The 26007-nt window shown below is 44.2% G+C and carries 22 protein-coding genes; 10 read left to right on the forward strand and 12 right to left on the reverse strand.

Annotated elements, in window-relative coordinates:
- Nucleotides 1-80: 80 nt before the first annotated feature.
- The 3 genes from fusA to rpsL all read right to left on the reverse strand — a co-directional run bounded on the left by fusA (nt 81) and on the right by rpsL (nt 3655).
- Entirely contained in the window at nt 81-2210 is a 2130-nt protein-coding gene (fusA, locus tag DLE54_RS08750; RefSeq protein WP_110816896.1) for an elongation factor G, read from the reverse strand.
- A 443-nt stretch (nt 2211-2653) separates the two neighbouring features.
- A complete protein-coding gene (gene rpsG / locus DLE54_RS08755; RefSeq protein ID WP_011961079.1) occupies nt 2654-3127 on the reverse strand; it encodes a 30S ribosomal protein S7 in 474 nt (157 codons plus the stop codon).
- Between the two features lie 153 nt (nt 3128-3280).
- Nucleotides 3281-3655, reverse strand: a complete 375-nt coding sequence (rpsL, locus tag DLE54_RS08760) for a 30S ribosomal protein S12 (RefSeq protein WP_011961080.1) — start codon at nt 3653-3655, stop codon at nt 3281-3283.
- Between the two features lie 597 nt (nt 3656-4252).
- Between rpsL and DLE54_RS08765 the strand changes: the two genes are divergently transcribed.
- Together DLE54_RS08765 and DLE54_RS08770 are read left to right on the forward strand one after the other, a co-directional pair.
- Nucleotides 4253-4765: an FKBP-type peptidyl-prolyl cis-trans isomerase gene (locus DLE54_RS08765; RefSeq protein WP_110816897.1), complete on the forward strand. Its 513-nt coding sequence runs from the start codon at nt 4253-4255 to the stop codon at nt 4763-4765.
- Nucleotides 4766-4859: 94 nt separating this feature from the next.
- Nucleotides 4860-5900 carry an aldo/keto reductase gene (locus tag DLE54_RS08770; RefSeq protein ID WP_011961082.1) on the forward strand — a complete coding sequence of 347 codons (1041 nt, stop codon included), beginning with the start codon at nt 4860-4862 and terminating at the stop codon, nt 5898-5900.
- A gap of 206 nt (nt 5901-6106) precedes the next feature.
- Here the strand turns inward: DLE54_RS08770 and DLE54_RS08775 are convergent, their stop codons facing one another.
- Both DLE54_RS08775 and DLE54_RS08780 read right to left on the reverse strand, forming a co-directional pair.
- Nucleotides 6107-6979, reverse strand: a complete 873-nt coding sequence (locus DLE54_RS08775) for a lysophospholipid acyltransferase family protein (protein ID WP_110816898.1) — start codon at nt 6977-6979, stop codon at nt 6107-6109.
- 330 nt (nt 6980-7309) lie between these two features.
- Nucleotides 7310-8128: a lysophospholipid acyltransferase family protein gene (locus DLE54_RS08780; protein ID WP_110816899.1), complete on the reverse strand. Its 819-nt coding sequence runs from the start codon at nt 8126-8128 to the stop codon at nt 7310-7312.
- A gap of 559 nt (nt 8129-8687) precedes the next feature.
- On the opposite strand from DLE54_RS08780, the gene hflX reads away from it, so the two are divergent.
- The 4 genes from hflX to DLE54_RS08800 all read left to right on the forward strand — a co-directional run bounded on the left by hflX (nt 8688) and on the right by DLE54_RS08800 (nt 12877).
- Nucleotides 8688-10133, forward strand: coding sequence for a ribosome rescue GTPase HflX (gene hflX, locus DLE54_RS08785; RefSeq protein ID WP_110816900.1), 1446 nt, complete (start codon nt 8688-8690; stop codon nt 10131-10133).
- A 404-nt stretch (nt 10134-10537) separates the two neighbouring features.
- Complete coding sequence (locus DLE54_RS08790; RefSeq protein ID WP_011961086.1) at nt 10538-10978, forward strand: CidA/LrgA family protein; 441 nt, start codon at nt 10538-10540, stop codon at nt 10976-10978.
- Between the two features lie 11 nt (nt 10979-10989).
- Nucleotides 10990-11694, forward strand: coding sequence for an LrgB family protein (locus tag DLE54_RS08795; protein ID WP_011961087.1), 705 nt, complete (start codon nt 10990-10992; stop codon nt 11692-11694).
- 337 nt (nt 11695-12031) lie between these two features.
- Complete coding sequence (locus DLE54_RS08800) at nt 12032-12877, forward strand: lytic transglycosylase domain-containing protein (protein ID WP_011961088.1); 846 nt, start codon at nt 12032-12034, stop codon at nt 12875-12877.
- Between the two features lie 133 nt (nt 12878-13010).
- On the opposite strand, the gene DLE54_RS08805 is transcribed toward DLE54_RS08800, so the two are convergent.
- The 3 genes from DLE54_RS08805 to DLE54_RS08815 form a co-directional block, all read right to left on the reverse strand.
- Nucleotides 13011-13250 carry a DUF2789 domain-containing protein gene (locus DLE54_RS08805; RefSeq protein ID WP_110816901.1) on the reverse strand — a complete coding sequence of 80 codons (240 nt, stop codon included), beginning with the start codon at nt 13248-13250 and terminating at the stop codon, nt 13011-13013.
- Nucleotides 13251-13544: 294 nt separating this feature from the next.
- Complete coding sequence (locus DLE54_RS08810) at nt 13545-14528, reverse strand: malate dehydrogenase (RefSeq protein ID WP_011961090.1); 984 nt, start codon at nt 14526-14528, stop codon at nt 13545-13547.
- A gap of 465 nt (nt 14529-14993) precedes the next feature.
- Nucleotides 14994-17084, reverse strand: a complete 2091-nt coding sequence (locus DLE54_RS08815; RefSeq protein WP_110817370.1) for a lytic transglycosylase domain-containing protein — start codon at nt 17082-17084, stop codon at nt 14994-14996.
- A gap of 537 nt (nt 17085-17621) precedes the next feature.
- Between DLE54_RS08815 and miaB the strand changes: the two genes are divergently transcribed.
- On the forward strand, nt 17622-19094 hold the full coding sequence (gene miaB / locus DLE54_RS08820) for a tRNA (N6-isopentenyl adenosine(37)-C2)-methylthiotransferase MiaB (protein WP_011961092.1): 1473 nt from the start codon (nt 17622-17624) through the stop codon (nt 19092-19094).
- A gap of 92 nt (nt 19095-19186) precedes the next feature.
- Here miaB and DLE54_RS08825 read toward each other — a convergent pair whose 3' ends face one another.
- The 3 genes from DLE54_RS08825 to DLE54_RS08835 all read right to left on the reverse strand — a co-directional run bounded on the left by DLE54_RS08825 (nt 19187) and on the right by DLE54_RS08835 (nt 21998).
- Nucleotides 19187-19861 (reverse strand): LysE family translocator, encoded by a 675-nt coding sequence (locus DLE54_RS08825; RefSeq protein WP_110816902.1) that lies wholly within the window; start codon nt 19859-19861, stop codon nt 19187-19189.
- A 78-nt stretch (nt 19862-19939) separates the two neighbouring features.
- Nucleotides 19940-21154, reverse strand: coding sequence for an acetylornithine deacetylase (gene argE, locus DLE54_RS08830; RefSeq protein WP_110816903.1), 1215 nt, complete (start codon nt 21152-21154; stop codon nt 19940-19942).
- Nucleotides 21155-21341: 187 nt separating this feature from the next.
- Nucleotides 21342-21998, reverse strand: a complete 657-nt coding sequence (locus DLE54_RS08835; protein WP_110816904.1) for a UPF0149 family protein — start codon at nt 21996-21998, stop codon at nt 21342-21344.
- A 248-nt stretch (nt 21999-22246) separates the two neighbouring features.
- Between DLE54_RS08835 and DLE54_RS08840 the strand changes: the two genes are divergently transcribed.
- Nucleotides 22247-22720, forward strand: a complete 474-nt coding sequence (locus DLE54_RS08840) for a hypothetical protein (protein ID WP_110816905.1) — start codon at nt 22247-22249, stop codon at nt 22718-22720.
- 169 nt (nt 22721-22889) lie between these two features.
- On the forward strand, nt 22890-23405 hold the full coding sequence (locus tag DLE54_RS12120) for a cell division protein ZapA (RefSeq protein WP_011961097.1): 516 nt from the start codon (nt 22890-22892) through the stop codon (nt 23403-23405).
- Between the two features lie 6 nt (nt 23406-23411).
- Here DLE54_RS12120 and DLE54_RS08850 read toward each other — a convergent pair whose 3' ends face one another.
- Entirely contained in the window at nt 23412-23861 is a 450-nt protein-coding gene (locus DLE54_RS08850) for a hypothetical protein (protein WP_110816906.1), read from the reverse strand.
- A 398-nt stretch (nt 23862-24259) separates the two neighbouring features.
- Here DLE54_RS08850 and DLE54_RS08855 point away from each other — a divergent pair, with 398 nt between their 5' ends.
- Nucleotides 24260-25918 (forward strand): NAD+ synthase, encoded by a 1659-nt coding sequence (locus DLE54_RS08855; RefSeq protein WP_011961099.1) that lies wholly within the window; start codon nt 24260-24262, stop codon nt 25916-25918.
- Nucleotides 25919-26007 lie beyond the last annotated feature (89 nt).

Below are 26007 nucleotides of genomic sequence, written 5' to 3' on the forward strand. Positions count from 1 at the left end.
AGCCTGTCTTCATCTAAACTTCTTATAGAGAAGGCTGACTGAGTCACCCTTCTCCCTACCCTCTACTTAACTAACAAAGACTACTCTTCGTCATCATCCTTGCCAGAGAATTTCTTCATAATCTCTTCGGCTACAGACTTAGGCGTTTCAGCATACTTTTGGAATTCCATTGAGTATGTTGCACGGCCCTGAGACATAGAACGTACGTTAGTTGCATAGCCAAACATTTCAGCTAATGGTACTTCAGCACGGATTTGTTTAGTGCCACCAGGTAGATCGTCCATACCTTGAACCATACCACGACGACGGTTTAGATCGCCCATGATATCACCCATGTATTCTTCTGGAGTCTCAACTTCAACTTTCATCACAGGCTCAAGAAGTACTGGATTGGCGTTCATGAAGCCTTTTTTGAAGGCAATAGAACCGGCCATTTTGAACGATAATTCGTCAGAGTCAACATCATGGTATGAACCATCATATAATGTCGCTTTAACACCAACGATTGGGTAACCTGCAAGGATACCGTTCTTCATGCGCTCTTGAATACCTTTATCAACTGCGCCATGGTACTCTTTAGGTACAACACCACCAACTACTTGTTCTTCGAATTGGTAATCAACACCTGAGTCTAGATCTAGAGGCTCAAGTTTTAACCACACATGACCGAACTTACCACGACCACCTGTCTGACGAACAAATTTACCTTCTTGCTCAACTGTACCGCGGATAGTTTCACGGTAAGCAACTTGTGGTGCACCGATGTTAGCTTCAACCTTGAATTCACGCTTCATACGGTCAACAAGGATTTCTAAGTGAAGCTCACCCATACCACTGATGATAGTCTGACCTGATTCTTCATCGGTATGAACACGGAATGAAGGATCTTCTTTAGCCAAACGGCCAAGAGCGATAGACATTTTTTCTTGGTCAGCTTTAGTCTTAGGCTCAACAGCTAGACTGATTACTGGCTCTGGGAACTCCATACGCTCAAGAGTAATGATTTCTTTTTCATCACATAGCGTGTCACCAGTACCAACATCTTTCATACCAACTAGGGCAGCGATGTCACCGGCACGGATTTCGTCAAGCTCTTGCTGTGAGTCAGCATGCATCTGTACGATACGGCCGATACGCTCACGCTTCATCTTAACTGGGTTATAAACGCTCTCACCTTGCTTGATAACACCTGAGTAAACACGTACGAAGGTTAAGTTACCAACGAATTTGTCGTTCATGATTTTGAACGCAAGGGCAGCAAATGGCGCATCATCAGACGCTTCACGAGTGCCTTCAGTTTCTGCTTTGTCATCAAGGATACCTTTAATAGCAGGTACGTCTTGAGGTGCTGGCATATATTGAATAACGGCATCCAACATCTTTTGTACGCCTTTGTTTTTGAAGGCAGTACCACAGTACATTGGAATGATTTCGTTATTAATAGTACGCTGACGGATAGCCTCATGAATTTCGTCTTCAGTTAGCTCTTCGCCTTCTAAGTACTTATTCATCAAGTCTTCGTTAGCTTCAGCAGCTACTTCTACAAGCTCACTGCGATACTCTTCAGCTTTTTCTTGAAGCTCTTCAGGAATCTCACGCTCTTCATACTTCATACCTAGAGATTCAACATCCCAGTAGATAGCTTTCATGGTGATTAAGTCAATAACACCTTCAAAGTCATCTTCTTTACCAATTGGGATAACCATAGCAACTGGGTTACCGCCTAGGCGAGTTTTAACTTGTTCTTTAACACGGTAGAAATCAGCACCAACGCGGTCCATTTTGTTAACGAACGCTAAACGAGGTACTTTATATTTGTTAGCCTGACGCCATACAGTCTCAGACTGAGGCTGTACACCACCAACCGCACAATAAACCATACATGCACCATCAAGTACACGCATTGAACGTTCTACTTCAATTGTGAAGTCAACGTGGCCTGGGGTGTCAATGATGTTGATGCGGTGCTGTGGGAACTGTTGACCCATACCTGACCAGAAACAAGTGGTCGCAGCTGAGGTAATAGTGATACCACGCTCTTGTTCTTGTTCCATCCAGTCCATGGTTGCTGAACCTTCGTGAGTTTCACCAATTTTGTGGCTCACACCGGTATAGAATAAGATACGTTCAGTTGTGGTTGTTTTACCAGCATCAATGTGTGCTGAAATACCAATATTACGATATCGGTTTAGGGGGGTTGCACGTGCCATAATTTTTTCCTAATGGAATGTCTTTATAATTTATTTCGTTCTATGAGTTGATGATAGGCAGGAGGCTACAATAGCTTTTTAAGATGACATTTTTATGATACAAATACTGATTGCCATATAAACATCAGTCTGCTGTGTACCAATTGATGAGCCATCGATTAGTTAGAAGAAAACTGACTGTGTTTTAAGGCAGTTGTCCCAACTCACCAGCACTTATCAAAAACTTAACGGGTACTTCTCATATCGTCTGCTCTAATTTACCAAATTAGGCACCAAAGCAAACCATAATTTATGTAACTTTGTTACTTATCTTGCAGGAAGCCATTATTAACCGAGGTTCTTAATGGCCCAATTCTGAATGTATATTGCACTGCCTTTGACGATGGCTTAAGCCCACTTTATAGAGAACTTAAGCCAATGATTAAGCAGCATTATCGCTAAAATTAGAAGCGGTAGTGTGAGAATGCTTTGTTAGCATCTGCCATGCGGTGAACTTCGTCACGCTTTTTAACAGCACTGCCTTTACCTTCTGAAGCATCACCTAGCTCACCAGCTAGACGGTGTGCCATTGATTTTTCAGAACGCTTAGAAGCAGCATCGGCAAGCCAACGCATCGCTAAAGCTGTACGACGGGAGGGGCGTACTTCCATAGGAACTTGATAGGTTGCACCACCAACACGGCGAGCTTTCACTTCAACCATTGGGCGAACGTTTTCAAGTACTTCTTCAAAGAATGCAACTGGATCTTCGATGTTACGTTTCTCAGCAACTTGCTCTAATGCACCGTAAACAATACGTTCAGCGGTAGATTTTTTGCCATCAACCATTACGTGGTTGATGAATTTAGCGATGGTTTGGCTACCAAATTTAGGATCCGGTAGGATCTCACGGGTAGCGACGACGCGACGTCTTGGCATAATAAATTTCCTTGTCTTCAGGGTTGTCTGGCATTCATAACCATATATAAAATATGAGTTAATAATTAAGTGGTTACCAGCCAGCCTTACTGCATGGTGGTATGTCTATTGATGAGACACCAAGCCCATGCATGTTATTTAGTAATTTGCTAATTAAGCCTTAGGCTTTTTAGCACCATATTTAGAGCGACCTTGCTTACGGTCTTTAACGCCTGCACAGTCAAGTGCGCCGCGAACAGTGTGGTAACGTACACCTGGTAAGTCTTTAACACGACCACCACGGATTAGTACAACGCTGTGCTCTTGTAAGTTATGGCCTTCACCACCGATGTAGCTTGATACTTCATAACCTGAAGTTAAGCGTACACGGCATACTTTACGCATGGCTGAGTTTGGTTTTTTTGGAGTGGTAGTATATACGCGAGTACATACACCACGGCGTTGTGGGCACGCTTGTAAAGCAGGAACACCAGACTTTTCCTTTAATACTTTACGACCCTTACGAATCAATTGGTTAGTTGTTGCCATAAGGCATCCTTCTCCCGTTTATTAAATACAAAAAAATGGGTTACTAAGCCCTCGCTACGGTTTGGAGCCAATAGAACATTAAGTTTCTCTAAAAGAAGCTTATCGTCTTATTGTTTCCTAAAAACTGCTACGATAGCTTACCCATTTTTCGGACACTATATTATATAGACTTATTGTAAAACACTCAAGTACGTATTGACGCTTATAATGGACAATAAATCAATGTTAGGCTGCCTATTTTAGGTCACTTTTAATAACTTTCAAGGGCTAAGCTGTAATATAAGTTTTTTGTGCCACTCACCTTGTATACTAAATCTGGATCTATTCGTGACCACTTTGCAGCCATAACAAGTCATATCAATGACTTCAGCCTCGTGAAGTCATATCGGATACTGCTATTTAGACCGTTACAAAAAAGCCAGTATTTTAAGATTGGCGCCACAGCCATTTACCCTAGCCTACTACGATGTGATTCGTGGTTTGTGATAAACTAAGCACATCGTTTTAATCAGCCCCTTAGTCTTTATATCCTTATTATAAAGCCCCTGTACACAACTCTTTTAATTTCTCCCATCTCTGATAAATAAGTGATTGCCCATGAGTAATTCAAATAATACCGCCGCAGATTTCATTAATCCAAACCAAGACACCCGCATCACCCAAGGCAGCCAAGTAGCGCTACACTTTGAGGTGGCTTTAGAAAATGGAACGGTTATTGACTCTACCTTTAGCCGCCCAGAGCCGGTACGTTTAATCATAGGCGATGAAAGCTTACTGCCAGGCTTTGAGAATGTACTTAATAACTTGCGTGCCGGTGATACCCGTACAGCGCATTTAGAGCCGGAGCAAGCTTTTGGCGAGTGGAACAAAGATAATGTACAGACCTTTAGCCGCACTCAATTTGCATTGACTGAAGCCAATCCTGAAGTGGGTATGATGATTGAGTTTGAGGACAAGGGAAAAAACACCTTACCAGGCGTTATTAGCAAAGTGACCCAAGAAGACGTTGAAGTGGATTTCAACCATCCCTTAGCCGGTCAATCGCTACTGTTTAAAGTTCAGATATTTAAAGTGACTCCGCCAGGTCAAGTGGCCGTGCAATTAATGTGATGCAACTGATCTAAATAAAGGCATCAATCATGTGGCCTATTTGGGTATAGCTAAACCGCTAATAAAACATACAACCACGAAAAAGGTATCGATTATGAAATACACCACCCTCCCACAACTTGGTGACAAGGTTTCCAAAATTTGCTTGGGCACCATGACTTGGGGTCAGCAAAATACCGAAGATCAGGCGCATCAACAAATGGACTTTGCATTAAGCGAAGGCGTGAACTTCTGGGATACAGCAGAGATGTATCCCTCACCGCCTGCCAAAGAAAAACAAGGGGATACCGAGCGTTTTATCGGCACTTGGTTTGCCAAGACCAAAAAGCGTAATGAGGTGATTTTGGCCAGTAAAATCTCTCCCATGGATTTCTTACGCGACGGTCAAACCCGTTTTAATGCCAAACACATCAGTGACGCAATCGATGGCAACTTAAAGCGGTTGCAAACCGATCATATCGATGTGTACCAACTACATTGGCCTGAGCGTCAGACTAACTTTTTTAGCACCCGCGGCTATACCGAACAGATGGCGCAGCAAGATTTATCTCAGCTCACTCCATTTTTAGAGACCATCGAGGCCTTAAATGACGAGATTAAAAAAGGCCGCATTAGAGCTTGGGGACTCTCCAACGATACCGCTTGGGGCGTTATGCGCTATTTGTGGGAAGCTGAGAAAAATGGCTTAAAAGGTCCCATCACAGTCCAAAACCCTTATAGCTTATTGAATCGTTTATATGAGGTTGGATTGGCAGAGGTGGCCCATCGTGAGAATGTCGGTCTGCTTGCCTACTCACCGCTTGGCTTTGGGGTATTATCTGGTAAATACCTAGACGGTAAACAGCCTGAGGGCGCACGTCTAACCATGTATGACCGCTTCCAACGTTACATCAATGACGAAGCCAAGTGGGCCACTGAGCAATATGCGCGTATCGCTACAGATGCCGGTCTAGATATGGCACAAATGGCCTTAGCCTTCGTGAACAGCCGTCATTTTGTGACCAGTAATATCATTGGTGCCACCTCTATTGAGCAGTTGAAGTCTAATATTGACAGTGTTGATATTGAGCTAAGTGATGATGTGTTGCAGGCCATTGAGGCGGTGCATACTCAGCAGCCCAACCCGTCACCCTAAGCAACATAAACCGATAGCGGCACAAAAAAAGCCCTCAATCAGTGATTGAGAGCTTTTTTATTATGCAGCGTTTGGTCTTACTTATTGGTCTTACTTATTGAGTTAACCGACTGATTTAACTGAGCATCTTAACTGAGCTGAGGTTTAATGAATTAGCTTCAGTCACTTAGCTTCAGTCACTTAATTTCAGTCAAGCCAATTTATCGTTAAGCTTTGAGTACTCGAGCTTTTAGGGTTTCCAAACCTTGCTGCATATGCTGGTATAGCTCCTCAGTAAGCTCATCTCGGCTTTTATCTGTGGTGCTAATCGGATCAAGAGGTAGAATGTAGGCGGTGACCTGCTCACAGTCCATCACCGTTAAGAAGCTCTTGGTAAAGGAGGTATCTCCAACAAAAGGTATCTTATCATCCAGCTCACCTTGTGCATTCACATAACAAACTACCAAAGGCTGTACCGGCTTATTGGCATCTATCGCCGCTTGCAGCAACTTACCATACAAAGATTTGATACGGCTACCATCCGTAGTGGTGCCCTCTGGATAAAACAGTACCGAGTGGCCTTTTTCCAAAAACTCAGTGATTTGACCGGCTACCTTACCCGAATCCCCAGAGCCGCGTTTGATAAATAGCGAGCCACAAGCTCGGGCTAAATTGCCAAAAGCAGGCATAGACTCAACTTCTGCTTTTGATAAGAAAAAAGCGGGCACCACACTGCCCATCACGGGGATATCCATCCAAGACACATGATTGCCAGCCCACAAGCCTTGAGTATTTGGCATGGGTTCAACTGCCACCACTTTAATGTTAAAGGCCTCTGCCATTTTGCCACAAAATATCTGATTGTAGCGCAGCACCTTATCACGCTTGGGCTCATCGCTCCAGCCATCAATCTTGGTAATGGCACGATAGCCGTTCACCATAGTGGTGGTCATGCCTTTGAGTATCTGTGCCCGTTTAAACTGAGTGGTCACAGGCTTGGGTAACAGCTGGCTTACTTTATGCTTTCTTAAGCGATGTGGCAAGGTTCGGCCAGAGATTTTGTCTTGCGAGGTGGGTGTCGGTGAGGCGTGGTCGGTCATAAAAGTCCTTGTTCAAATCTTTCGGATGGCGCACGATGTCATGTTGATACTCAATCATACCCGCATTAAATGCTCAAGTTAGAGGTTAGCATAACGCCTACCGTAACTTAATATATGAAGACAAATATATGAATACAATCTTGATCAATTGACCTGTCACGCCTTTTAATCTTCTAGATACTATATCTTTTATGCCTACTTTTTATGTGACACTTTTACTTAATTTGATGGGGTTTGTGATAATTATCCTACCACACTTTATCTGACCATACGTTCTATACTGTTCACTTTAGTCTTCAAGGTTGGCAGGATAATTGTGCAACTCTCAGCTTAATCGGCTTTAGGCTGCTGGGTCAGCACTCGGCTGTGTAGCTCCTGTAAACCTTGTTGCATATGCTTTTGTAGCTCGTCGGTAAGCTGAGAACGGGTTTTGCCTGTGGTGCTTAACTCAGCTAATGGCAACACATAAGCGGTCACTGTTTCGCCATCTATTACGCCCATCAGACTCTGCTTAAGGCTGATACCCCCATAATAAGGTACGGTGTCATCAAGCTCGCCTTTACTATTGACATAACACAGCACCACCGGCTGTACAGGTTTATTGGCATCTATTGCAGACTGCAAAAGTTTGCCATGTATTCTTTTTATTTTTTTGCCATCTGTGGTGGTCGCTTCAGGGAAAAACACCACCGAGTAGCCTTTTTTTAAGAAGGTCGTCATCTGCTCTGCTACCGTTGACGCATCGCCTGAGCCACGGTTAATAAACAAAGTCCCCGCCACTCTTGCCAGCGGTCCCATTAGTGGCATCTTTTCAACTTCTGCTTTAGACAAGAAAAATGCGGGACTGACACTACCAATGACCGGAATGTCCATCCAAGACACGTGGTTTGAAACCCAAAGCGCGTGAGTCTTGGGTAGTGGCTCAACCTCTACAATTTCTACCCCCAGCGCACGCGCTGACTTGCGACAAAATGCTTGGATATATTTAGGTAATATGTCACGTGGCGGCTCACGCCAAGCGCCAATCTTGGTAGCAGCTCGGTAACCACCGATGACAGTATCTACCAAGCCCACCACAGTTTTACTGCGTTTGGTATTGCGCTGCACTGTCTGCTTTAACGCTTGTCCCAATTTTGATGTGTATTTCATGATAGTGCCTTTAATGACCTTAGATTAGCCCTATGAATTATGCTATGGCTTTTATTTATAAAGGAAAATAGTTTATTCAAAGCTTGATTAGACCCGTATTGATGCACCAGGCTTTGTGTGTGCTTAGCTATCCTTATCTGCTGGGCTATTTGGGTAGTTTATCGATTCGCTAAAGCAACTACCTTAGCGGATTTTGATGAAGGCAGATTATAGCAAATATAACCCAATCAGTAATCAATCGTTCACTGGTTTTGTAGCAATAACTTAAGCTGGGTCTGATATTTGTATTATTTTGCGCACTACCCCTTTTAATTTGGAGTAAATAGCGTCATTAATAGTCTATAGCGCATTATAAAATCGCAGTAGTTATGACATAGACATCGGCAAGCCCAGTAAATAAAAGCCAAGACACTTAGGCTGCTAGATTCTTTAAAGTGACTTTTTACACAAACAAATCAGCTTTAACAAACAGCGCAGCATAAACAAACAACCAAGCTTTTCGTTACAATAACCATTTTGGTAACAAGACCATTTAAATTGACAACACAGGTGAATATTTTTGGATTATTTTGGTAGACATGAAGGTGGCGAACGCGCCATCTTAGTACACTTAGAGGTTAGACAAATCGCAGACCCTGATGATTTAGAGGAATTTAAATTATTGGTAGACTCTGCAGGTGCGCAGCAATTGGCGGTCATCACAGGGTCAAGACAGAAGCCGGATGCTAAGTATTTTATTGGTAGTGGTAAAGCACAAGAGATTGCCGAGCAGGTACAGGCGCTTGAGGCAGATATTGTTATTTTTAACCACAGTTTGACGCCTTCACAAGAGCGTAACTTAGAGACCTTGCTGCAATGCCGCGTCTTAGATCGTACTGGTCTAATTTTGGATATTTTCGCTCAGCGTGCCCGTACTTATGAAGGTAAATTGCAGGTGGAATTGGCTCAGCTTAACCACTTGGCGACCCGCCTAGTACGCGGCTGGACCCATTTGGAGCGTCAAAAAGGGGGGATTGGTCTACGCGGACCAGGTGAAACCCAGCTTGAAACCGATAGACGCTTGCTACAAATTCGAGTGTCTCAGTTAAAAGCACGCCTCGATAAAGTCAAACAGACCCGAGCACAAGGCCGAGCCAAGCGTCAAAAATCAGATGTATTGACCATCTCATTGGTGGGCTATACCAACGCCGGCAAGTCCTCTTTATTTAACCGCTTGGTTGATGAGGATATTTATGCTGCTGACCAGCTTTTTGCGACCTTAGATCCTACTTTAAGACGTATGGACTGGCAAGGCGTGGGCCGAGTGGTCTTGGTCGATACGGTAGGTTTCGTGCGTCATTTACCGCACGAGTTGGTAGAGTCATTCCATGCAACTTTGGAGGAGACGCTAGAGGCTGACTTGTTATTACATGTGATTGACTCTTCAAGCCCCGACATGCATGAGCAAATCAAAGCAGTAAAAGAGGTATTGAGCGAAATTGATAACCATGTGCCTGTGCTCAATGTCTACAACAAGATTGATATCACTGGTGAGCCGGCACAAATTAACTATAGTGGTCCTGGCGTGCCCAGTCGTGTGTATGTCTCCGCTAAGGCTGACCTTGGCATGAGTATGCTGCACACTGCCGTACAGCAGTTATTGACCGGTAAACTCAACACGTTTGAGATCACCCTACCCTTCAATGCCGGCAATCTAAAAAATGAGCTATACCGCTTGGATGTGGTAGAACAAGAAAGCTATGATGAGCAGGGCCATGAAGTACTTACCCTACGTCTGCCCTCTGATAAGTTGCAGCAATTGTTGGGTCAAGCCAATATTGATCCTCTCTCAGTGCTGCCTAAAGACCAAGCTGAGCTGCTGATACCTACTCTTGAGCCTTTTGAAAAACAGCTAAAAGCCGATCAAGAAGCCAAAGCCGCCCTACTGGATTTAGAGGCAGACTTTGAGGCGCCTGATTTTGAGCCAGCAGCAGATTGGTCTGAAGACGATGATATTCTGCGCTAAGCTTTTTATTTTGTCTTGACCAAGTGATGATGACGTCCAACATAGGAGCCTTTAGGCTCCTATTTTTTTGTCAAAAATTCAATTAATCTGGCTAACAATATTAAATAATATTAAAGCATTGATACAAAATATTGGCGGAATATGCTCACAAACCTCAAGCTTACCAAACCCTGCCAGAGCTTATAGATTCAGACTTAACATAGCTGTCTGTGATCAATTTAGATTAAAGGCGCGAGGATAGCGTGTCGTGCATCAGCAATAATGGTGTATTATAATTAAACATTGAGTAGCATTTATTAGCTATATCAGGATATTACGCCCTGCCAAAAATTTATAGTTGCGCCTGTATCTTGCTTATGTAAGCTTGCTCTACATTAGGCCATAGCCAAAATAAAGGATGAGCCATGCCCTCTGCTGTCAAAAAAACACTGCCCTTGCCTGTGGCAATCTTACTCACCTTAGCGGTCGTCATTAGTATTCGAGAAGGCTCAGTATGGGTCTGTCAAATGTTAGGCTATCCCAGTGCAGCGAATATTGTGGGGCTGATTACTTTATTTTTGCTGCTAATGCTGTGGCGTTTTACTCGGGGGCTACCTGAGTGGCTTACTCCGGCCAGCAATACATTGTTGGTGGATAGTGGGTTTGCTTTTTTGCCAGTATCGGCTGGCGCTGGTCTGTTAATGTTTGGGCTTGGTGATGAGCTTTTGGGTATTATAGTGACCATGGTAGTGAGCACCTTACTGCCCTTATGGGGCTTGGCACGACTCGCCAACTATTGGTTAAGCCGTCAGCCTGAGGGCTCTAATGAGAGCGATACCAACACCTCTTCTACTCAATCAAAATAAGGCCTCAAGCTATGACTTTACTCAATCAAATGCCTGAAGGCACCACGTTGTTGACTGTACTTGCCGCTTTTGTTCTCACTTTAGTGGCACATGTGATGGCACGTATCTTATCCAAGCGCATCTCAGGGCTGCCCATGGTCATCACAGCCTTGGTACTGGTACTGGTATTTTTATATCTATTTAGTTGGGATTACGATCATTATTATGCTGTGGCCAAGCCGGTTTTTGATCATTTATTGGGCTATGTGACCGTACTACTCGCCATTCCTTTAGCTACGATGAATTTTTCTGGCTTACCAGTAAAAAAACTTAGCATCATAGTGGTGATCGCAAGCTTGGTAGGTGCCCTACTGCCTATGTCTATGGCTTATGGCTTCTCACTGAGTCACGATACTATTTTAGCCTTCGCAACGCGTTCGGTGACCACCCCTATTGGGCTAAGTGTGGCCGAAATTATTAAAGCACCTTTGGCCTTAGCCAACTTAATCATCATCGTCTCTGGTTTGCTTGGTGGCGCTGTGGCTCGTGTGTTGTTCAAAAACGTACAAGACGATCGAGCCAAAGGCTTGGCACTGGGTTTGGCAGCTCATGCCTTTGGTACGGTAGAGGCGTGGCAAATTAGCCATACTGCTGGGCGCTATGCCGCCTTTGGACTGGCGGTAAATGGCTTAGTCACTGCGGTATGGGTGCCGATATTTTTAGCTGCTATACTATAAAAACGCTCAAAAAGTGAGGATTAACGCGCCCTAATATCAGGCCAAGTTATATATCAGAAGATATTTAGTAACAATATTACTTATTCTTTCTAAACTGCTGTTGATAAGATACCAAAGCCACTAACCGTTAGATATCACATTTTATTAGTGCTATATTACGCTGGCTTATTTTATGTTTACCTTAGTAATTAACTTATGAATTAAGCAGGTTTATGGATTAAGCAAGTTTTAGTGGCTTGCTTAAAAGCTAAGTGCAGGCAGTGTCTGATATAGCACTTGCCCCTTCCTACTGCCTTACCATAAAAAATTATATAGCCTCTAAAAAGTGAAAATACTTATGACTGAATTGTTAAATACAGTTTTAGCTCGTTCAGCCAGTTTGGTTGCCACAACGTTATTATGCGCCTCTCCCTTATTGAGCGCTCATGCAGGCAACATGTACGTCTACAAGGATGATTCAGGGCAGGTTTTATTGACCAATGTAAAACCTTCAGATAACAGTAAGTTCGCCAAGAAGGTACAAGTCACTTACGCCCCCGCGTCGCAAACTGACACCCTTATGCAATCCAATACCCTAACCCTTAATCCACCCAGTTATTACAGTAATAATAGTAATAACAGCAGCTCAAACCTAAATACTATTGGCTCAGGCAACAATGCCTATGACCATTATATTTTGGCCTCTGCCAATCGAAATGGTATTGATCCTGGCCTATTAAAAGCCATGATGCATACCGAATCCTCTTTTAACCCCAACGCCCGTTCTCCTGTTGGCGCTCAAGGCTTGATGCAGCTTATGCCAGCCACTGCCCGCCGCTTTTCGGTCATAAATGCTTGGAATCCTGCAGAGAATATTGAAGGCGCAGCCAAATATGTGGCTTGGTTAAGTAAGCGCTTTAATGGCAAGATTGAGCACATCTTAGCAGGCTATAATGCAGGTGAAGGCAATGTGGATAAATATGGCGGTGTGCCTCCGTTTAGAGAGACGCGTAATTACGTTCAAAGAGTGCTCAATCGTTATAATACTTTGTACAAAAATGACAGCTCTTTATTTAGAGCTGGTGCAACTACCGTATCTTCAGAAGTGGGCATTCAACGTGCTACGTATGGTGCAGGTGCTACCTCCTTTGGTACCACGAGCAATGGATATACTCAAGCATCGTTTGAGACCACCTTACGTTAATCACGCCCATCATTACCTGATGAGATATATCAGTTAAGCCAGATGTATGCGTTAAAACGTCACAAAAAAAGGACGCCTAATATTAAGGCGTCCTTTTTTTGCTTGCCTGTAGGCAAAATTCAAATCTGAGGCATTAAGCGGTAGGATGTAAGCGAACATTAAGATCATCTATAATTTCTACCCAAGCGGCATCTAGCTTCCACTCTTCTTTCAAAAAAGCGCGCTGTGACTCTGTCCAAAAATCTGCATCTGTCAATGAAGTATTCTTATCTAGTGGGTGTTCAGCAATAAACTTATCAATGGCTTCATCAGAGCTATCTAGGCCCAATTGAGCAAATAAATCGTTGATGGTGTATTCTGGTTCGCCTAACATATGGTCTCCTTAAAACTTACATTTGGTTTGTTATTTTTGGCTTGCTACGCAATCCTTGGTCTAATTGTTTTCCACGCTATCGTTCACGCTATCATTGTAGCAAAGTCTGCTTGAGGTACTGTGCTATTACTATTTAGAAGCTTTACTGTTATGTAAACCAAGGCTGTTATTTGTCATCTATTTTTAAACCTCTCAAACGCCCATAAAAAAACCTGTAATTGGATTACAGGTTTTTTTGGTAACAAATAGGCTTAAATCAGGGCTTAAAATTAAATTAAGCCTCTAGCTGGCTGACTATGGAAGTAAGTGCTCTACTGCGTCACGCTCTTCGCTAAGCTCTTGCTCAGTGGCTTTCATTTTTTCTTGTGAGAAGTCAGATGAGGTGTCTAGACCTTCAACAATTTTCCAATCGCCATTGCTGCAAGTACATGGGAATGAGTAGATTAGACCTTTAGCGATGCCGTACTCACCTTGTGAGTAAACACCCATAGATACCCAATCGTTCTCATCAGTACCTAGTGCCCAAGTGCGCATGTGAGCAATGGCAGCGTTAGCAGCAGAAGCAGCTGATGAAGCACCACGCGCTTCAATGATGGCTGCGCCACGTTTTTGAACGCTTGGGATATAGCTGTTTTCGTACCAGTCACGGTCTACTTGTTCTAAAGCTGGCTTACCGTTCACTGTACACTCAGTTAGATCTGGGTACTGAGTTGAAGAGTGGTTACCCCAAATGATCATTTTCTTAACATCATTTACGGTGCTGTTGGTCTCTTCAGCAAGCTGCGCCATACCACGGTTGTGGTCAAGACGAGTCATAGCAGTGAAGTTACGTGGGTCTAGATCTGGTGCGTTACGCTGAGCAATTAAAGCGTTGGTGTTCGCTGGGTTACCCACAACCAATACTTTAACATCACGGCTGGCTACTTCGTTTAAGGCTTTACCTTGAGCTGAGAAGATAGCAGCGTTGGCTTCAAGTAAGTCTTTACGCTCCATGCCTGGACCACGAGGACGTGCACCTACCAATAAAGCGTAGTCTGCGTCTTTAAATGCAACAGTAGCATCGTCAGTTTGTACCACGCCCGCTAACAGTGGGAAAGCACAATCTTCAAGCTCCATAACAACCCCTTTTAGGGCGTCAAGTGCTGGTGTGATTTCTAAAAGCTGTAGAATAACAGGCTGATCTTTACCTAGCATTTCGCCTGAAGCAATACGAAACAGCATAGCATAGCTAATATTACCAGCAGCACCAGTAACGGCAACGCGAACAGGTTGTTTCATTTAATTCTCCTAGTGATTTAGTGAGGTTATTATAATGGTTATGACTTACTCGTCATACTTAGGCAACTATTCTTTAGCAGCAATGCTGTTATTTAAATTTTGAGTCTATTGTTAAAATATCAGTAAAAAATCAATAAAAGCACCACTTTAACACCACAGTATTGGCAAACTTAATGCAGCCGTTACGGCTTGTCAGTTCGCCAAACGCACCTAATTTGGAATTAACGACTATTTGTAATAACTAATAAGAGTTTGGCTTATGCCATCCATTTATCCGCCAAAGCTTGTCTTTAACTGGTCTTTTATCAAAGGGTCAATCCAATTAAAGCTCAAAATTTAGCGCGGTAAAAGTGTAGCACCTTTCAAAATTTTGCTCAAACCTAATTATGCCAAACCAGAAGATAAATATTTGACACCACATCACTTCTGGTTGCATCCCTTTATCTTGAACGCTGTTTGGCACGATTAATAGCCAGCAGGAACCGTCCCCATACGCTGAGTGATAGGCATGTTAGCGCCAAGCAAACTGCTATAAATGGTGGCATTCTCCATGACCCGTTTGACATAGTTTCGAGTCTCAGGATAAGCGATGGTCTCTACATATTGATCGGCCGCCAATGAGCCATACACAGGCTGCCAGCGCTTGGCCTTATTGGGGCCAGCATTATAGCCAGCGGTGGCCAGTACTGGCTGATTATACAATTTGCCCATGATATCACTCATGTACCAGGTGCCATAGCGAATATTGGTATCCCCAGTATTGGCACGAGTGGCGCTATAAGTCTCACCCAGATTGCGAGCAATGTATTTGGCAGTATCGGGCATGATTTGCATTAAGCCACTGGCGCCCACACCTGAGCGAGCATTACTGACAAAGCGGCTTTCTTGGCGCATGATGCCATATGCCCAAGCTGGGTCAATACCGACTTGACGACTGTAAGTCACCACTTCACTCTGGTGCGGCATAGGGTGTGACAGACTAAAAGCATCTAAACCATCCGTATTGTCAATGGCATAAATAGAACGATCTAGCCAGCCCATATCGTGGGCATATTTTGCAGCAGCTAAAATCAATTTATTATCCTTGTTGTCACGCGCTTTTTTTACCGCCCAGTTCCATTCACGGTTGGCATAAGTACGGCTGGCGCTTGAATTATAAAGCGCAAAGGCACGGGCAAAATGCGGATCATTAAGCATACGTGCGGTATCACCGCTTGAAACGTTAGGTAAAGCGGTAGAGCCGGCATTAAAGCGTTGGCCCACTTTATCCTTTGCAAGCAAGCCGTAGTAATCGCTGCTATTGGCCAAGCGCTGATACATCTGGCGCGCTAAGCTTTTTTTGCTGCTATCACCCACTTGTTCGTAAGCACGAGCCAACCAGTACTGCCAGATATTCTCTTTTTGAGTGGCATTATCCATCGTACCAAGGGCATGGATTAAGTCATCCCATTGGCTAAAGCGGATGGCTGCCATGGCATAGTCTTCTGCCTCTTCATAGTTAAAGCTTACGCCCAAACTTTTACGAAACCATGTCACCGCTTCATCATTAAAGCCATCATCGGTGTTGTAGTTCATACGCTTCACACCCACAATACGATAGGCATAATGGCGTGTCTCTTCGTTCAGCAACTTCTGAGCACGGTTGTTGTCTTGGTTGATATCATAATCTACTTGAATGGCCGCCTCTCGATAAGATTTATCGGCGATACGACCAATGGCATAAAGATATAAATATTGATTTTTTACGCTATTGGGCAGACTAGCAAAGCGGCTAATAAATCCAGTAGGATTAAGCTGAATTTCGCTCAGCTCACTATAGGCAATGGGCGTGCCGAGCGACTGTGATAGGATCATAATATCACCGGTACTGCCCACCCTTAGCATGCGCAGTAACCGCTCTTTGCGATCATTATTGCTAATCATAGGGTTGTTGTTCATCTCTGTCGCCAATTGCGAACACAGGGCCGCTTGTTTTTTGGTGGTGAGCCACACCTCAGTCTTAAGCGACATGGCACGCATGGCATCACCGCCATTATTGAAACCCAAGGCCACCGCACATTTTTCACTGTCATCAGGATTATGGACATAGTTGGCCACTTGACGCACAGCGTTGTAATCCCCCGCCTGCGCTTTGACCTCAGCATAGTCAGCGGTCAATTTCTCAGCCATAACGCTACCGGCATACTGCTTGGCAAACTGAGTCACCACAGCAGGGTTTAAGGTCGATAAATCATTGTTCAAGCGCCAATAGGCCGGATACATAGCAAATAAGCCATTGCCCATCATTTGCTCATACTGATACAAGGCGCCAGAGTCTTTACGATCACCTGCTGCCATAGCTTCATTAAAATAATTGATGCTGGTGTCATTGGCATAGTTTTGAGTGTTTTCTTGAAAAGACAGCTGCGCACAGGCAATCTGAGTCATGCCCATTAGACCGAGTAATGAGACAGCAAGTGGCGCTTTGGGCCCCAGCTTATTTACCAAGACATGGCCCGCTTTGGACAAGGTCTGGGTCGTCGAGGTGAGGGTATCAGTAGAAATATTTTTTAGCATATAGACAGTCTTATTATTAAAAGTAAACATTATTAACAGTAAAAATAGTGAAATCAAATAAAGCAGCAAAAGGCCAATAGCATCCAAGCCATCCTAAAATTGTGTGAGCTATCTTAGCAATGTTGCAGTGTTAGGCTTTGGGTTATATCAGTAGCTTTGGGTTATATCAGTAAATGTTACGCGACAAAAAAATTCCCAGTGCCATGCCGTGACTCAAAAAAGCAAGATACGCCTTCGTCTAGATTATAGGCAACAATCAAGGCTAGACCAAAATGCTTTATGTAAGCTGATGTTGCTACTTTACTTAACCAACTAGCCATCGGCTAAAACTCATTGGATAAAACCAAGCTTATGCTCATCATGTCAAACAATAGGATGTTGCTTTAACACTCACCAAAGCACAGCTTATGATATAATATCCTCCCATTATTGCCTCAAAAAAGGCAACACCCTCTTTGCTTGATATATCTCGATAACGGTTCGTTGTATCTATCCTATACCTTCTTTTAATCCACACATCACCTTGGACTGCTTAATATGAGTGCTACTTTATTTGACCCCAAATCTATCGCTGTCTCAAATCCAGTTGATACCTCAACTCAAGCCAGCTTGGCGCATGCCAGCCAGCCTACGGGACAAGCCAAAAAGAAAGTTTATATTGCCACCCAAGGCTGTCAAATGAACGTTTATGATTCAGAAAAAATGGGCAACGTTCTAGGCGACTCCCATGACATGGTGGTTACTGATAATATCGAAGAGGCCGATGTGTTGCTCATGAACACCTGCTCCATTCGTGAAAAAGCCCAAGAAAAAGTATTCTCTGAGCTTGGCCGCTGGCGTAAGTTAAAAGAAGAAAAACCAGATTTGGTTATCGGTGTGGGCGGCTGCGTGGCCTCTCAAGAAGGTGACAATATCCAAAAAAGAGCCCCTTATGTGGATATGGTATTTGGCCCACAAACCTTACACAGATTGCCTGAGCTATATGATAAATCGACAACTCAGCGCAATGTCAAACCCAAAGATCGTATTGGTACGGTCGATGTGTCATTCCCAAGTATTGAAAAATTTGACTTCTTGCCTGAGCCAAAAGTAGAAGGCTACCGTGCCTTTGTTTCTATCATGGAAGGCTGCTCAAAGTACTGCTCATTTTGCGTCGTGCCTTATACCCGTGGTGAGGAGCTGTCACGTCCTTTAGATGACGTATTGGCTGAGATTGATAGCCTCGCTGAGCAAGGCGTGCGCGAGATCACCTTATTGGGCCAGAACGTCAATGGCTATCGCGGTGAAAAAGACGATGGCAGCATCTGCCGCTTTGCTGAGCTGCTACACTATGTGGCCCACGTGGATGGTATTGAACGTATTCGTTACACCACCAGCCACCCGCTTGAATTCACTGATGACATCATTGAAGCTTATGCTAAATTGCCACAATTGGTATCGCACCTGCATCTTCCGGTACAAAGTGGCTCCAACAAAATCTTGGCGGCCATGAAACGCAATCACACCATTGATGTTTATATCAATCAGATTAATAAGCTGATGGCTGTGCGCCCTGATATGCACTTATCAAGCGACTTTATCATTGGCTTCCCTGGAGAGACAGAAGAGGACTTCTTAGACACCTTAAATTTAGCCAAAGCGCTAGATTTTGATCACTCATATAGCTTTATCTACTCAAAACGTCCGGGCACACCGGCTTCAGAGTTACCAGACGATGTGAGCTTGGCGACCAAAAAGGAGCGTTTGGCCATTTTCCAAAAAGTCATTCGGGATTCAACGCTTAAGAAAACCGAAGAAATGGTGGGCAAAACTCTACGAGTAATGGTTGAAGAGATTGCCGATCGTTATCCCGATCAATTGCTGGGTACAGCAGACAACACACGCTCAGTACTGTTTAAAGCCACTGAGCAGCAAAAAACAGACTTGATGGGTAAATTTGTGACGGTCAAAATCACTGACTTTGTAAGCCCGCATATGGTACGTGGTGAGTTGGTGGATATCTTAGATTAGCTGTTGCTGCGCCGTATCCGCTCAGTAGCATAAAAGACAAAAAACAGCCCAATGACATCATTGGGCTGTTTTTTATGATGGTTAGTACTTAGCTAGATATCCACGCTGACCACTTCCCACAGCAAAGCGGCAGCGATAACTATAAATATCAGGCCACAGATTCTATTGAGCCAAAGCAGTCTTGCGCCCTGCCCCAACCAGCCTGAAAGCTTAGTGCCGCCTAAGGTATAGACTATTTGCCAAGTAGTCTCACTCACAAAAAACCCTAAAGTCAGCCACACATATTGTGGCCACAGCGGCGCGCTAAAGTTAATAAACTTGGGGAAAAAAGCGGCAAAAAACAAAATGGCTTTCGGGTTAGACAGTGACACCCACATGCCTTGGCGAAATCGCTGGCCGGCAGTTTTTAGACTATTGCTAGTATTCGTTGAACCTGTGTTAGCACTTGTTGACCCTGATCCCTTGGCAAACTGCACATTATCATCGGCATGTCGCCAAGACTGAATACCCAAATAAATTAGATATAATGCCCCCGCCACCTTCATCACTGTCAGTAGCCAAGGCAATTTACGGCTGATGATATCAATGCCTAGCAGCGCCGAAATTAATAAGGCAAACAGACCCACACTGAGCCCAGCCAATACCCAAAGTGTCTGTCGCACCCCATGATTAAGTCCGTATTGAAAGGCCAACAGCATATTAGGACCGGGTGTGGCTGAGATTAAAAAAGTGCTAAAAAAGAACAATAAAAATCCAGACAGGCTCATGCAGCACGACCTTTGAAATGGGGCTATAAAAACTATTAAATAGGCTATTTAGGCAAACAACCAGTCAGTCTATAAAAGTTATTTGCCCTGCAATGAAAGAAGTAGCTTGTCCAAAAACATATCGCATTTAGTGAGCTGATCAAGTGCCACAAATTCGTTGGCCTTATGTGCCTGCTCGATACTACCAGGGCCACAGATTACAGTTGGAATACCGGCATTGGTAAATTGACCACCTTCGGTCGCGTAGGCCACCTTATGACGAGCAGCCGCACCCACTAAGCCGACGATTAATTGCTGCAAAGCGGCGCTGTCACTGTCGGTCATGGCCGGTACGCTCTCTAATTGCTCAAGCTGAATACCGCTTTGGCTATCTACTTGCTGCATTTGCTGGTTCAGCTCGCTGATTTTTTGTTCGATCGCGGGCAAAATATCGTGTGTGCCCATCATCGGTAAATTGCGATAATCAAAGGTAAATTGACATAAATTGGGCACGATATTGGTGGCCGTTCCACCTTCAATAGTACCGACTGACAAGGTAGAAAACGGCACATCAAATGCGCCATCGGTTGGGCCATTTTTTGCCAGCTGCTCTGCCAGATCATCAATAAACCCAATCAATCGCGCCGCATAGCTAATGGCATTTACCCCTTGCGGTGTCAATGAGGAATGGGCTGATTTACCGTGCACTGAGCAGCGAAATACAGAGATACCTTTATGAGCAATCACCATTTTCATAGATGATGGCTCACCGACAATACAATAATCAGGAGAAATACCGCGCTCCTTTAATTCCTCTAGCATTAATGGGGCGCCTAGGCAGCCGACCTCTTCATCAAAGGACAATGCCAGATGCAGCGGCTTCGCCAAAACGCCTTGCTTCGACAGTGCTACCGCTTTGGGCAGTAAATTTAAAGCACAAGCAATAAAGCCTTTCATATCACAAGCGCCGCGTCCATAGAGCTTATCACCTCGAATGACTGCTTCAAAAGGGTCTGATTCCCAATCTTGACCGTCAACTGGCACCACATCGGTATGCCCAGACAACACAATACCACCGTTGATTATTGGCTGCTGTGCATCGTTACCTGCACCAACAGTCACAAATAAATTGGCTTTGCTATTATCCTTATTAAAAGTCAATACCGGCGCTAGTCCCAAGCTTTCACAGTATGCTTGTATCTGTTGAATAAGGGCTAAGTTGGAGTGACGGCTCACAGTATCAAGACCAATTAAGCACTTGAGCCAAGCGATACTGTCACGGGGGTAAGTGAGGCTGTGATTTGGCGAGGTCATGGATTTTCCTTACAAAGTTAGCAGGATGCGCCCCATCCACACTCAGACTGGCATTTGGTCTGCTCATAATAGGGGCTCATTGGCCTTTAATTTAACATAAAAAGCCAGTCCGTTTTTATCTGGACTGGCTTTTTGCTCGCACTAAAGCTTAACGCCTCAAACTGCGCTGTGGCGTCTTTGAGATTTGTTAAGAGGGATGGTTTTGATTCATAATATCAATCACCGGTGGCATAGGCTTAGGCTTGACACCTTGCTGCTCAAGCTCTTTGGCCGTCTTGGCATCGGGGGATAGACCTGCAATTAGTGGCAGGCTCATCATAGCTTTGCGAGGGCGAATCGCTAAGCTGACTGGCACCATGCGCACAAACTCATATAAATATAAATACGACTCCTCGCCGCCTTCAAACTCATCATCAGGCTCAATACGAATGCTGCCAATTTTTGCCAGATCTGAGAACATCACCGTCTCCTCAGCGCTTAAGGTGCAGTCTGTCACCCCAAATCCGGTCATAAAGCCGTTAGCCCACTGCTTAAGAGCCATCACTCGCTCATATAAGTCATGTTCGTCATCTGGCACTAAGGGTGAGTATTGATAAGCGTCATCTTTGTCTTTTAACTGAAAAGAGGTGTCTTCTGCTTCTTCGGCCAATAAGGTCAGTGCCGCTTCATCTGGAATAGAGAAGCTTAGCTCGGTTAATAGCTGCTCCCAGTCCTCAATCTTACTGGGCGCATGACACACTGTCATCAGGCCAGTCATCAGCCCGTGCAGCTCACTTATGCTGACATCGGTCCAATCGGCAAACACTTTTGACCATTCGTTCCAGCCTGAAATATCGTCATTCATTACACGTACCCTTTTGCTTGTTAAGTTGCTTGTTAAGTTGCTTATTAATTTTCTTGTTAAGTAGTTTTTTAAGTGAGTGTCTTATGAAGTGATTAAACTTGGTTTTTTTACCGATTATACAGTCCATCCAAACACATTCATTAACATCCTAATGCTAGATATAATGTGGGCATCTGTGGCATTATTAAAGGTACTATTACATAACCTTGCATTTAATTTTTCTCCGACTTTCTCAGAAGTGACTCCCTATGACCCAACCTTTAATTGAAAAACTGCACCACTTAGATTCTATATTGCACGACATCCGCCAGCGCTATGATGCCTCTCACAATGAATTGCTGTCACTAAAAAACGGGCCACAAATTGACCCCAATGAAGTTGAGCGCCTACAGCAGCAGCTTACGGAGTCTCAAGCCGCTTATGAGCAGGCCCAGCAAACCCAGCAGCAGCTTGAACAAGAGTTGTCAGATACCCGCAGCGCCTTTGAACAAGCGCAGCAAGAGCATTCAAGCCTTGAGCAAGTCTATAACCAACTCAACGATGAGCATCAAAGTCTGGTTGAAGCGCACACCAGTCTAAATGACAGCTACAGCGAGCTGCTACAAAAATGTGAGGCGTTAGAGGCGTCCAATCATGCTTTATTAGAAAAGAACCGCTTGGCCCGTGAGCACACCAAAGTCGTTATGCACAGATTGACCCTTATTGACCAAGCCGCTGACTAGTCATTGTGGCTATGTCGCACATCAGCTTATAACCGTTTGGCTTGAAATTTACACCATAAAAAAACATTAACCTGTTCAGTGCCTTTTATGGCCACCGGCTAAATTAACTGTATTTTATTTGACCTTTTTTTGCCTTTTATTTTATTGGTCCATTATTTAAGAGAACATCATGTCAACTCATAACCCTTCTGATTACGAGTCATTAGACTCTGAGCATACTTCTTACACTGACGACGACACGGCCTTTGAAGCAACTAGTGGTGCTGAGCTAGAAGCCGCGGACTCTGGGCACAACTCTGATATCGAAATTATTACCCCAGATGACCTAACTGATACCTCAAGCGCTTTTGAAAATCAGCCTGAGCAGACACAAGATGAGGCCCCACAAGAGCCTCAATTCATGCCAGTTGATATTACCATCTTAGAAAAAAATTATACTATTAACTGCCCAGTGGGTGAAGAAGGCGAGCTGTATTCAGCCAGCCAATTTATCAATAGTTTTATCCAAGATCTACAGGCCAATGCCCCGCAGCTGCCCCAAGAGAATCTATTGGTACTGTGCTGCTTAAATCTGTATGAAAAAATGCAACAAGCCAAGCTACAAGCAGCCGCTAATGAAAGCGACATCGCGCAGGCCAATGAGCTGTTAGAGCATATGATTCGTGAGATGCAGCTTAGCGACTAAAAAGCGCTAGTGAGATGGTGGCTTGGTAGACTGTGCATGGAAGTCGGCTTGATGGTCATAGTTACAAAAAAACCAGCTGGTGAGCTGCTTTAGCGCCTGCTGCTTTTCAAACAGCTGCTTTTGCTGCTGCTCTTTGGCCAATTTAGCATGCTTTTTTTGTTGACGCGTCAGATTCGCCTCTAGCGCGTCTTGTTGTAAGCGCTGCTGTAAGTCATCAATCTCAGCTGTTAACTGCTGTATTTTTTGACGCTCAGCATCAGATATGCGGCCCTCAGGCTTAGGCTCTAATACGCCGCGATATTCAGCCAAGGGATAGCCACATAAGCTACAATCTCTAGGGGTAATCACATCGCCTTCTTGTGGCATAAAAGCTTTTGGCGGCTTGGGGTACATAAATTTAAAAAACGCCCACATGGCAAGCGCGGTAATTAACAGCGTAAACACAAATGCAAACATAACCCATTTCCTAGTTTTGCGGTCAAAATAGACCTGCTTGGATATCACAATAAAGTTTTGATGTTATACTAAAGGTAATTGTATTTATTTTCGACTACAAAAATCGTTAACAATAGAAACACCCAAAACAAGCTGACACGATACTCTATTTAGCAAGATAAAATACAATAAAACTCGATAAATACCCAGATTTAAGCTTGGGCATATGCATTTATGCCGGGCTGAGTATGACAAACAAAGTAGCCAATAATCTGCAAAATGCAAATGGATTAAGCTACCCCACTAACCTTTATTTAATGCTAATAGCTTGCCTAAAAATGTGACACCAACAAAACTCAATAAGTTGCATTTGACCGGTGATTATTAGCAATAAGACCCATTACGAATAGGACCCAATAATGTCTAATGATAACAGTAGCACGGCAGCAAAAGGAAGTTCGCTGAAATTTGCAATGGCACAGTCCCACTTTATGGTCGGTGACATTCAAACCAATATCGATAAAATGCGTAGTTTGGCTATTGAAGCCCGCGACAATGGTGCTGACGTCATCGTCTTCCCAGAGCTGGCTTTGCTTGGCTATCCACCAGAGGACTTGCTGCTTCGCCCAAGTTTATCAGACCGCGTAAAAGCTGCCCTTAGCTCACTGAGCGATATTAATGATATCGTGATGATTATCGGCTATCCGCATGTCGATTATCATGGCACCTTTAACTCAGCTGCCATTATCCAAAACGGCCAACAAAAGGGCTTTTATCACAAGCAGTATCTGCCAAACTATGGCGTCTTTGATGAGCGCCGCTACTTTGACAAAGGCCGCAATCAAGTATTATTCGACTACCAAGGCGTGACCATTGGCCTGCTGATCTGTGAAGACTTATGGCAAGAAGAGCCCATCAAGGCTCTAAAAGACCAAGGTGCCGACTTAGTGGTTACCATCAATGCCTCGCCATTTGAGGCCGGTAAGCAGCACACCCGTCAAGCCCTATTGAATAAGCGTGCCACAGATAACCAGTTACCAATCATCTATGTCAATGCAGTGGGCGGTCAAGATGACCTGGTTTTTGATGGCGGCTCGATGGCCATTCAGGCCAATGGTGACGTAGCGCATGAAGCCCCTAGATTCTTAGAGCACATGCTGTATGCTACTTATGATATAAAAAATCACACTTTTGATAGCCAAACCAAAGCACCTTTACAGCTCAGCTCAGAGTCTGAGACGTATCAAGCCTTAGTGGTGGGTCTACGTGACTATGTCAATCACTCAGGCTTTGAAGGCGTGATTGTGGGCCTATCAGGTGGCATTGATTCGGCACTGACCTTATGCGTGGCCGTGGATGCGCTAGGCTCTGATAAAGTATATGCGGTTATGATGCCCTATGAGTACACCTCTCAAATCAGCTTAGAGGATGCCCAGGCTCAAGCGCGCCGACTCAATGTTTCCTATACGGTATGCCCCATCCATGATGCGGTAGATGGCATGCGTCATACGTTAGCCCCATTATTTAGCAAGGCCAAAGCAGATACCACGGAGGAGAACATCCAAGCCCGTGCACGCGGCATGGTACTGATGGCGCTATCAAATAAATTTGGCCATTTAGTCATCACCACAGGCAATAAATCAGAAATGGCAGTGGGTTATGCCACCTTGTATGGGGATATGGCCGGCGGTTTTGATGTCTTAAAAGATGTGTATAAAACTCAAGTATACGCTCTGGCCAATTACCGCAATCGCCTAGAAGATACCAATGTTATTCCTGAGCGTGTTATTACCCGTCCTCCTTCCGCTGAGCTACGTCCAGATCAAGTGGACCAAGACAGCCTACCCGATTACGACCTATTAGATGCCATTTTAAAAGACTATATCGACAATGACTTAGGCTTTAATGAGATTACTGCTAAAGGCTTTGACCCTGAGGTAGTGCGTCATGTTATCAAGTTGGTAGATAGAAGCGAATATAAGCGCCGGCAAGCAGCCATTGGCACTAAGATTAGCCACAAAGCATTTGGTCGTGAGCGCCGCTATCCCTTAGTTAATGGCTGGAGCATTGAAGGCTAACGGGCCCAAAACTGTTCAGTAAATGACCTCTATTACTATAATAAAAGAGCCCTGGTGGCTCTTTTATTATATGCATAACATCCCAATTT

The sequence above is a fragment of the Psychrobacter sp. YP14 genome (assembly GCF_003209315.1).
Lineage (GTDB): Bacteria > Pseudomonadota > Gammaproteobacteria > Pseudomonadales > Moraxellaceae > Psychrobacter > Psychrobacter raelei.

Bases quoted from the DNA above. Each gene is read 5' to 3' on its own strand.
- DLE54_RS08840 (WP_110816905.1), top strand. From the start codon at position 22,247: ATGACCCAACCTTTAATTGAAAAACTGCACCACTTAGATTCTATATTG.
- DLE54_RS12120 (WP_011961097.1), top strand. From the start codon at position 22,890: ATGTCAACTCATAACCCTTCTGATTACGAGTCATTAGACTCTGAGCAT.
- DLE54_RS08815 (WP_110817370.1), bottom strand. From the start codon at position 17,084: ATGCTAAAAAATATTTCTACTGATACCCTCACCTCGACGACCCAGACC.
- DLE54_RS08795 (WP_011961087.1), top strand. From the start codon at position 10,990: ATGACTTTACTCAATCAAATGCCTGAAGGCACCACGTTGTTGACTGTA.
- DLE54_RS08805 (WP_110816901.1), bottom strand. From the start codon at position 13,250: ATGTTAGGCGAACCAGAATACACCATCAACGATTTATTTGCTCAATTG.
- fusA (WP_110816896.1), bottom strand. From the start codon at position 2,210: ATGGCACGTGCAACCCCCCTAAACCGATATCGTAATATTGGTATTTCA.
- DLE54_RS08770 (WP_011961082.1), top strand. From the start codon at position 4,860: ATGAAATACACCACCCTCCCACAACTTGGTGACAAGGTTTCCAAAATT.
- rpsG (WP_011961079.1), bottom strand. From the start codon at position 3,127: ATGCCAAGACGTCGCGTCGTCGCTACCCGTGAGATCCTACCGGATCCT.
- DLE54_RS08775 (WP_110816898.1), bottom strand. From the start codon at position 6,979: ATGACCGACCACGCCTCACCGACACCCACCTCGCAAGACAAAATCTCT.
- DLE54_RS08765 (WP_110816897.1), top strand. From the start codon at position 4,253: ATGAGTAATTCAAATAATACCGCCGCAGATTTCATTAATCCAAACCAA.
- DLE54_RS08800 (WP_011961088.1), top strand. From the start codon at position 12,032: ATGACTGAATTGTTAAATACAGTTTTAGCTCGTTCAGCCAGTTTGGTT.
- DLE54_RS08855 (WP_011961099.1), top strand. From the start codon at position 24,260: ATGTCTAATGATAACAGTAGCACGGCAGCAAAAGGAAGTTCGCTGAAA.
- DLE54_RS08790 (WP_011961086.1), top strand. From the start codon at position 10,538: ATGCCCTCTGCTGTCAAAAAAACACTGCCCTTGCCTGTGGCAATCTTA.
- DLE54_RS08825 (WP_110816902.1), bottom strand. From the start codon at position 19,861: ATGAGCCTGTCTGGATTTTTATTGTTCTTTTTTAGCACTTTTTTAATC.
- DLE54_RS08850 (WP_110816906.1), bottom strand. From the start codon at position 23,861: ATGTTTGCATTTGTGTTTACGCTGTTAATTACCGCGCTTGCCATGTGG.
- DLE54_RS08810 (WP_011961090.1), bottom strand. From the start codon at position 14,528: ATGAAACAACCTGTTCGCGTTGCCGTTACTGGTGCTGCTGGTAATATT.
- argE (WP_110816903.1), bottom strand. From the start codon at position 21,154: ATGACCTCGCCAAATCACAGCCTCACTTACCCCCGTGACAGTATCGCT.
- rpsL (WP_011961080.1), bottom strand. From the start codon at position 3,655: ATGGCAACAACTAACCAATTGATTCGTAAGGGTCGTAAAGTATTAAAG.
- DLE54_RS08835 (WP_110816904.1), bottom strand. From the start codon at position 21,998: ATGAATGACGATATTTCAGGCTGGAACGAATGGTCAAAAGTGTTTGCC.
- DLE54_RS08780 (WP_110816899.1), bottom strand. From the start codon at position 8,128: ATGAAATACACATCAAAATTGGGACAAGCGTTAAAGCAGACAGTGCAG.
- miaB (WP_011961092.1), top strand. From the start codon at position 17,622: ATGAGTGCTACTTTATTTGACCCCAAATCTATCGCTGTCTCAAATCCA.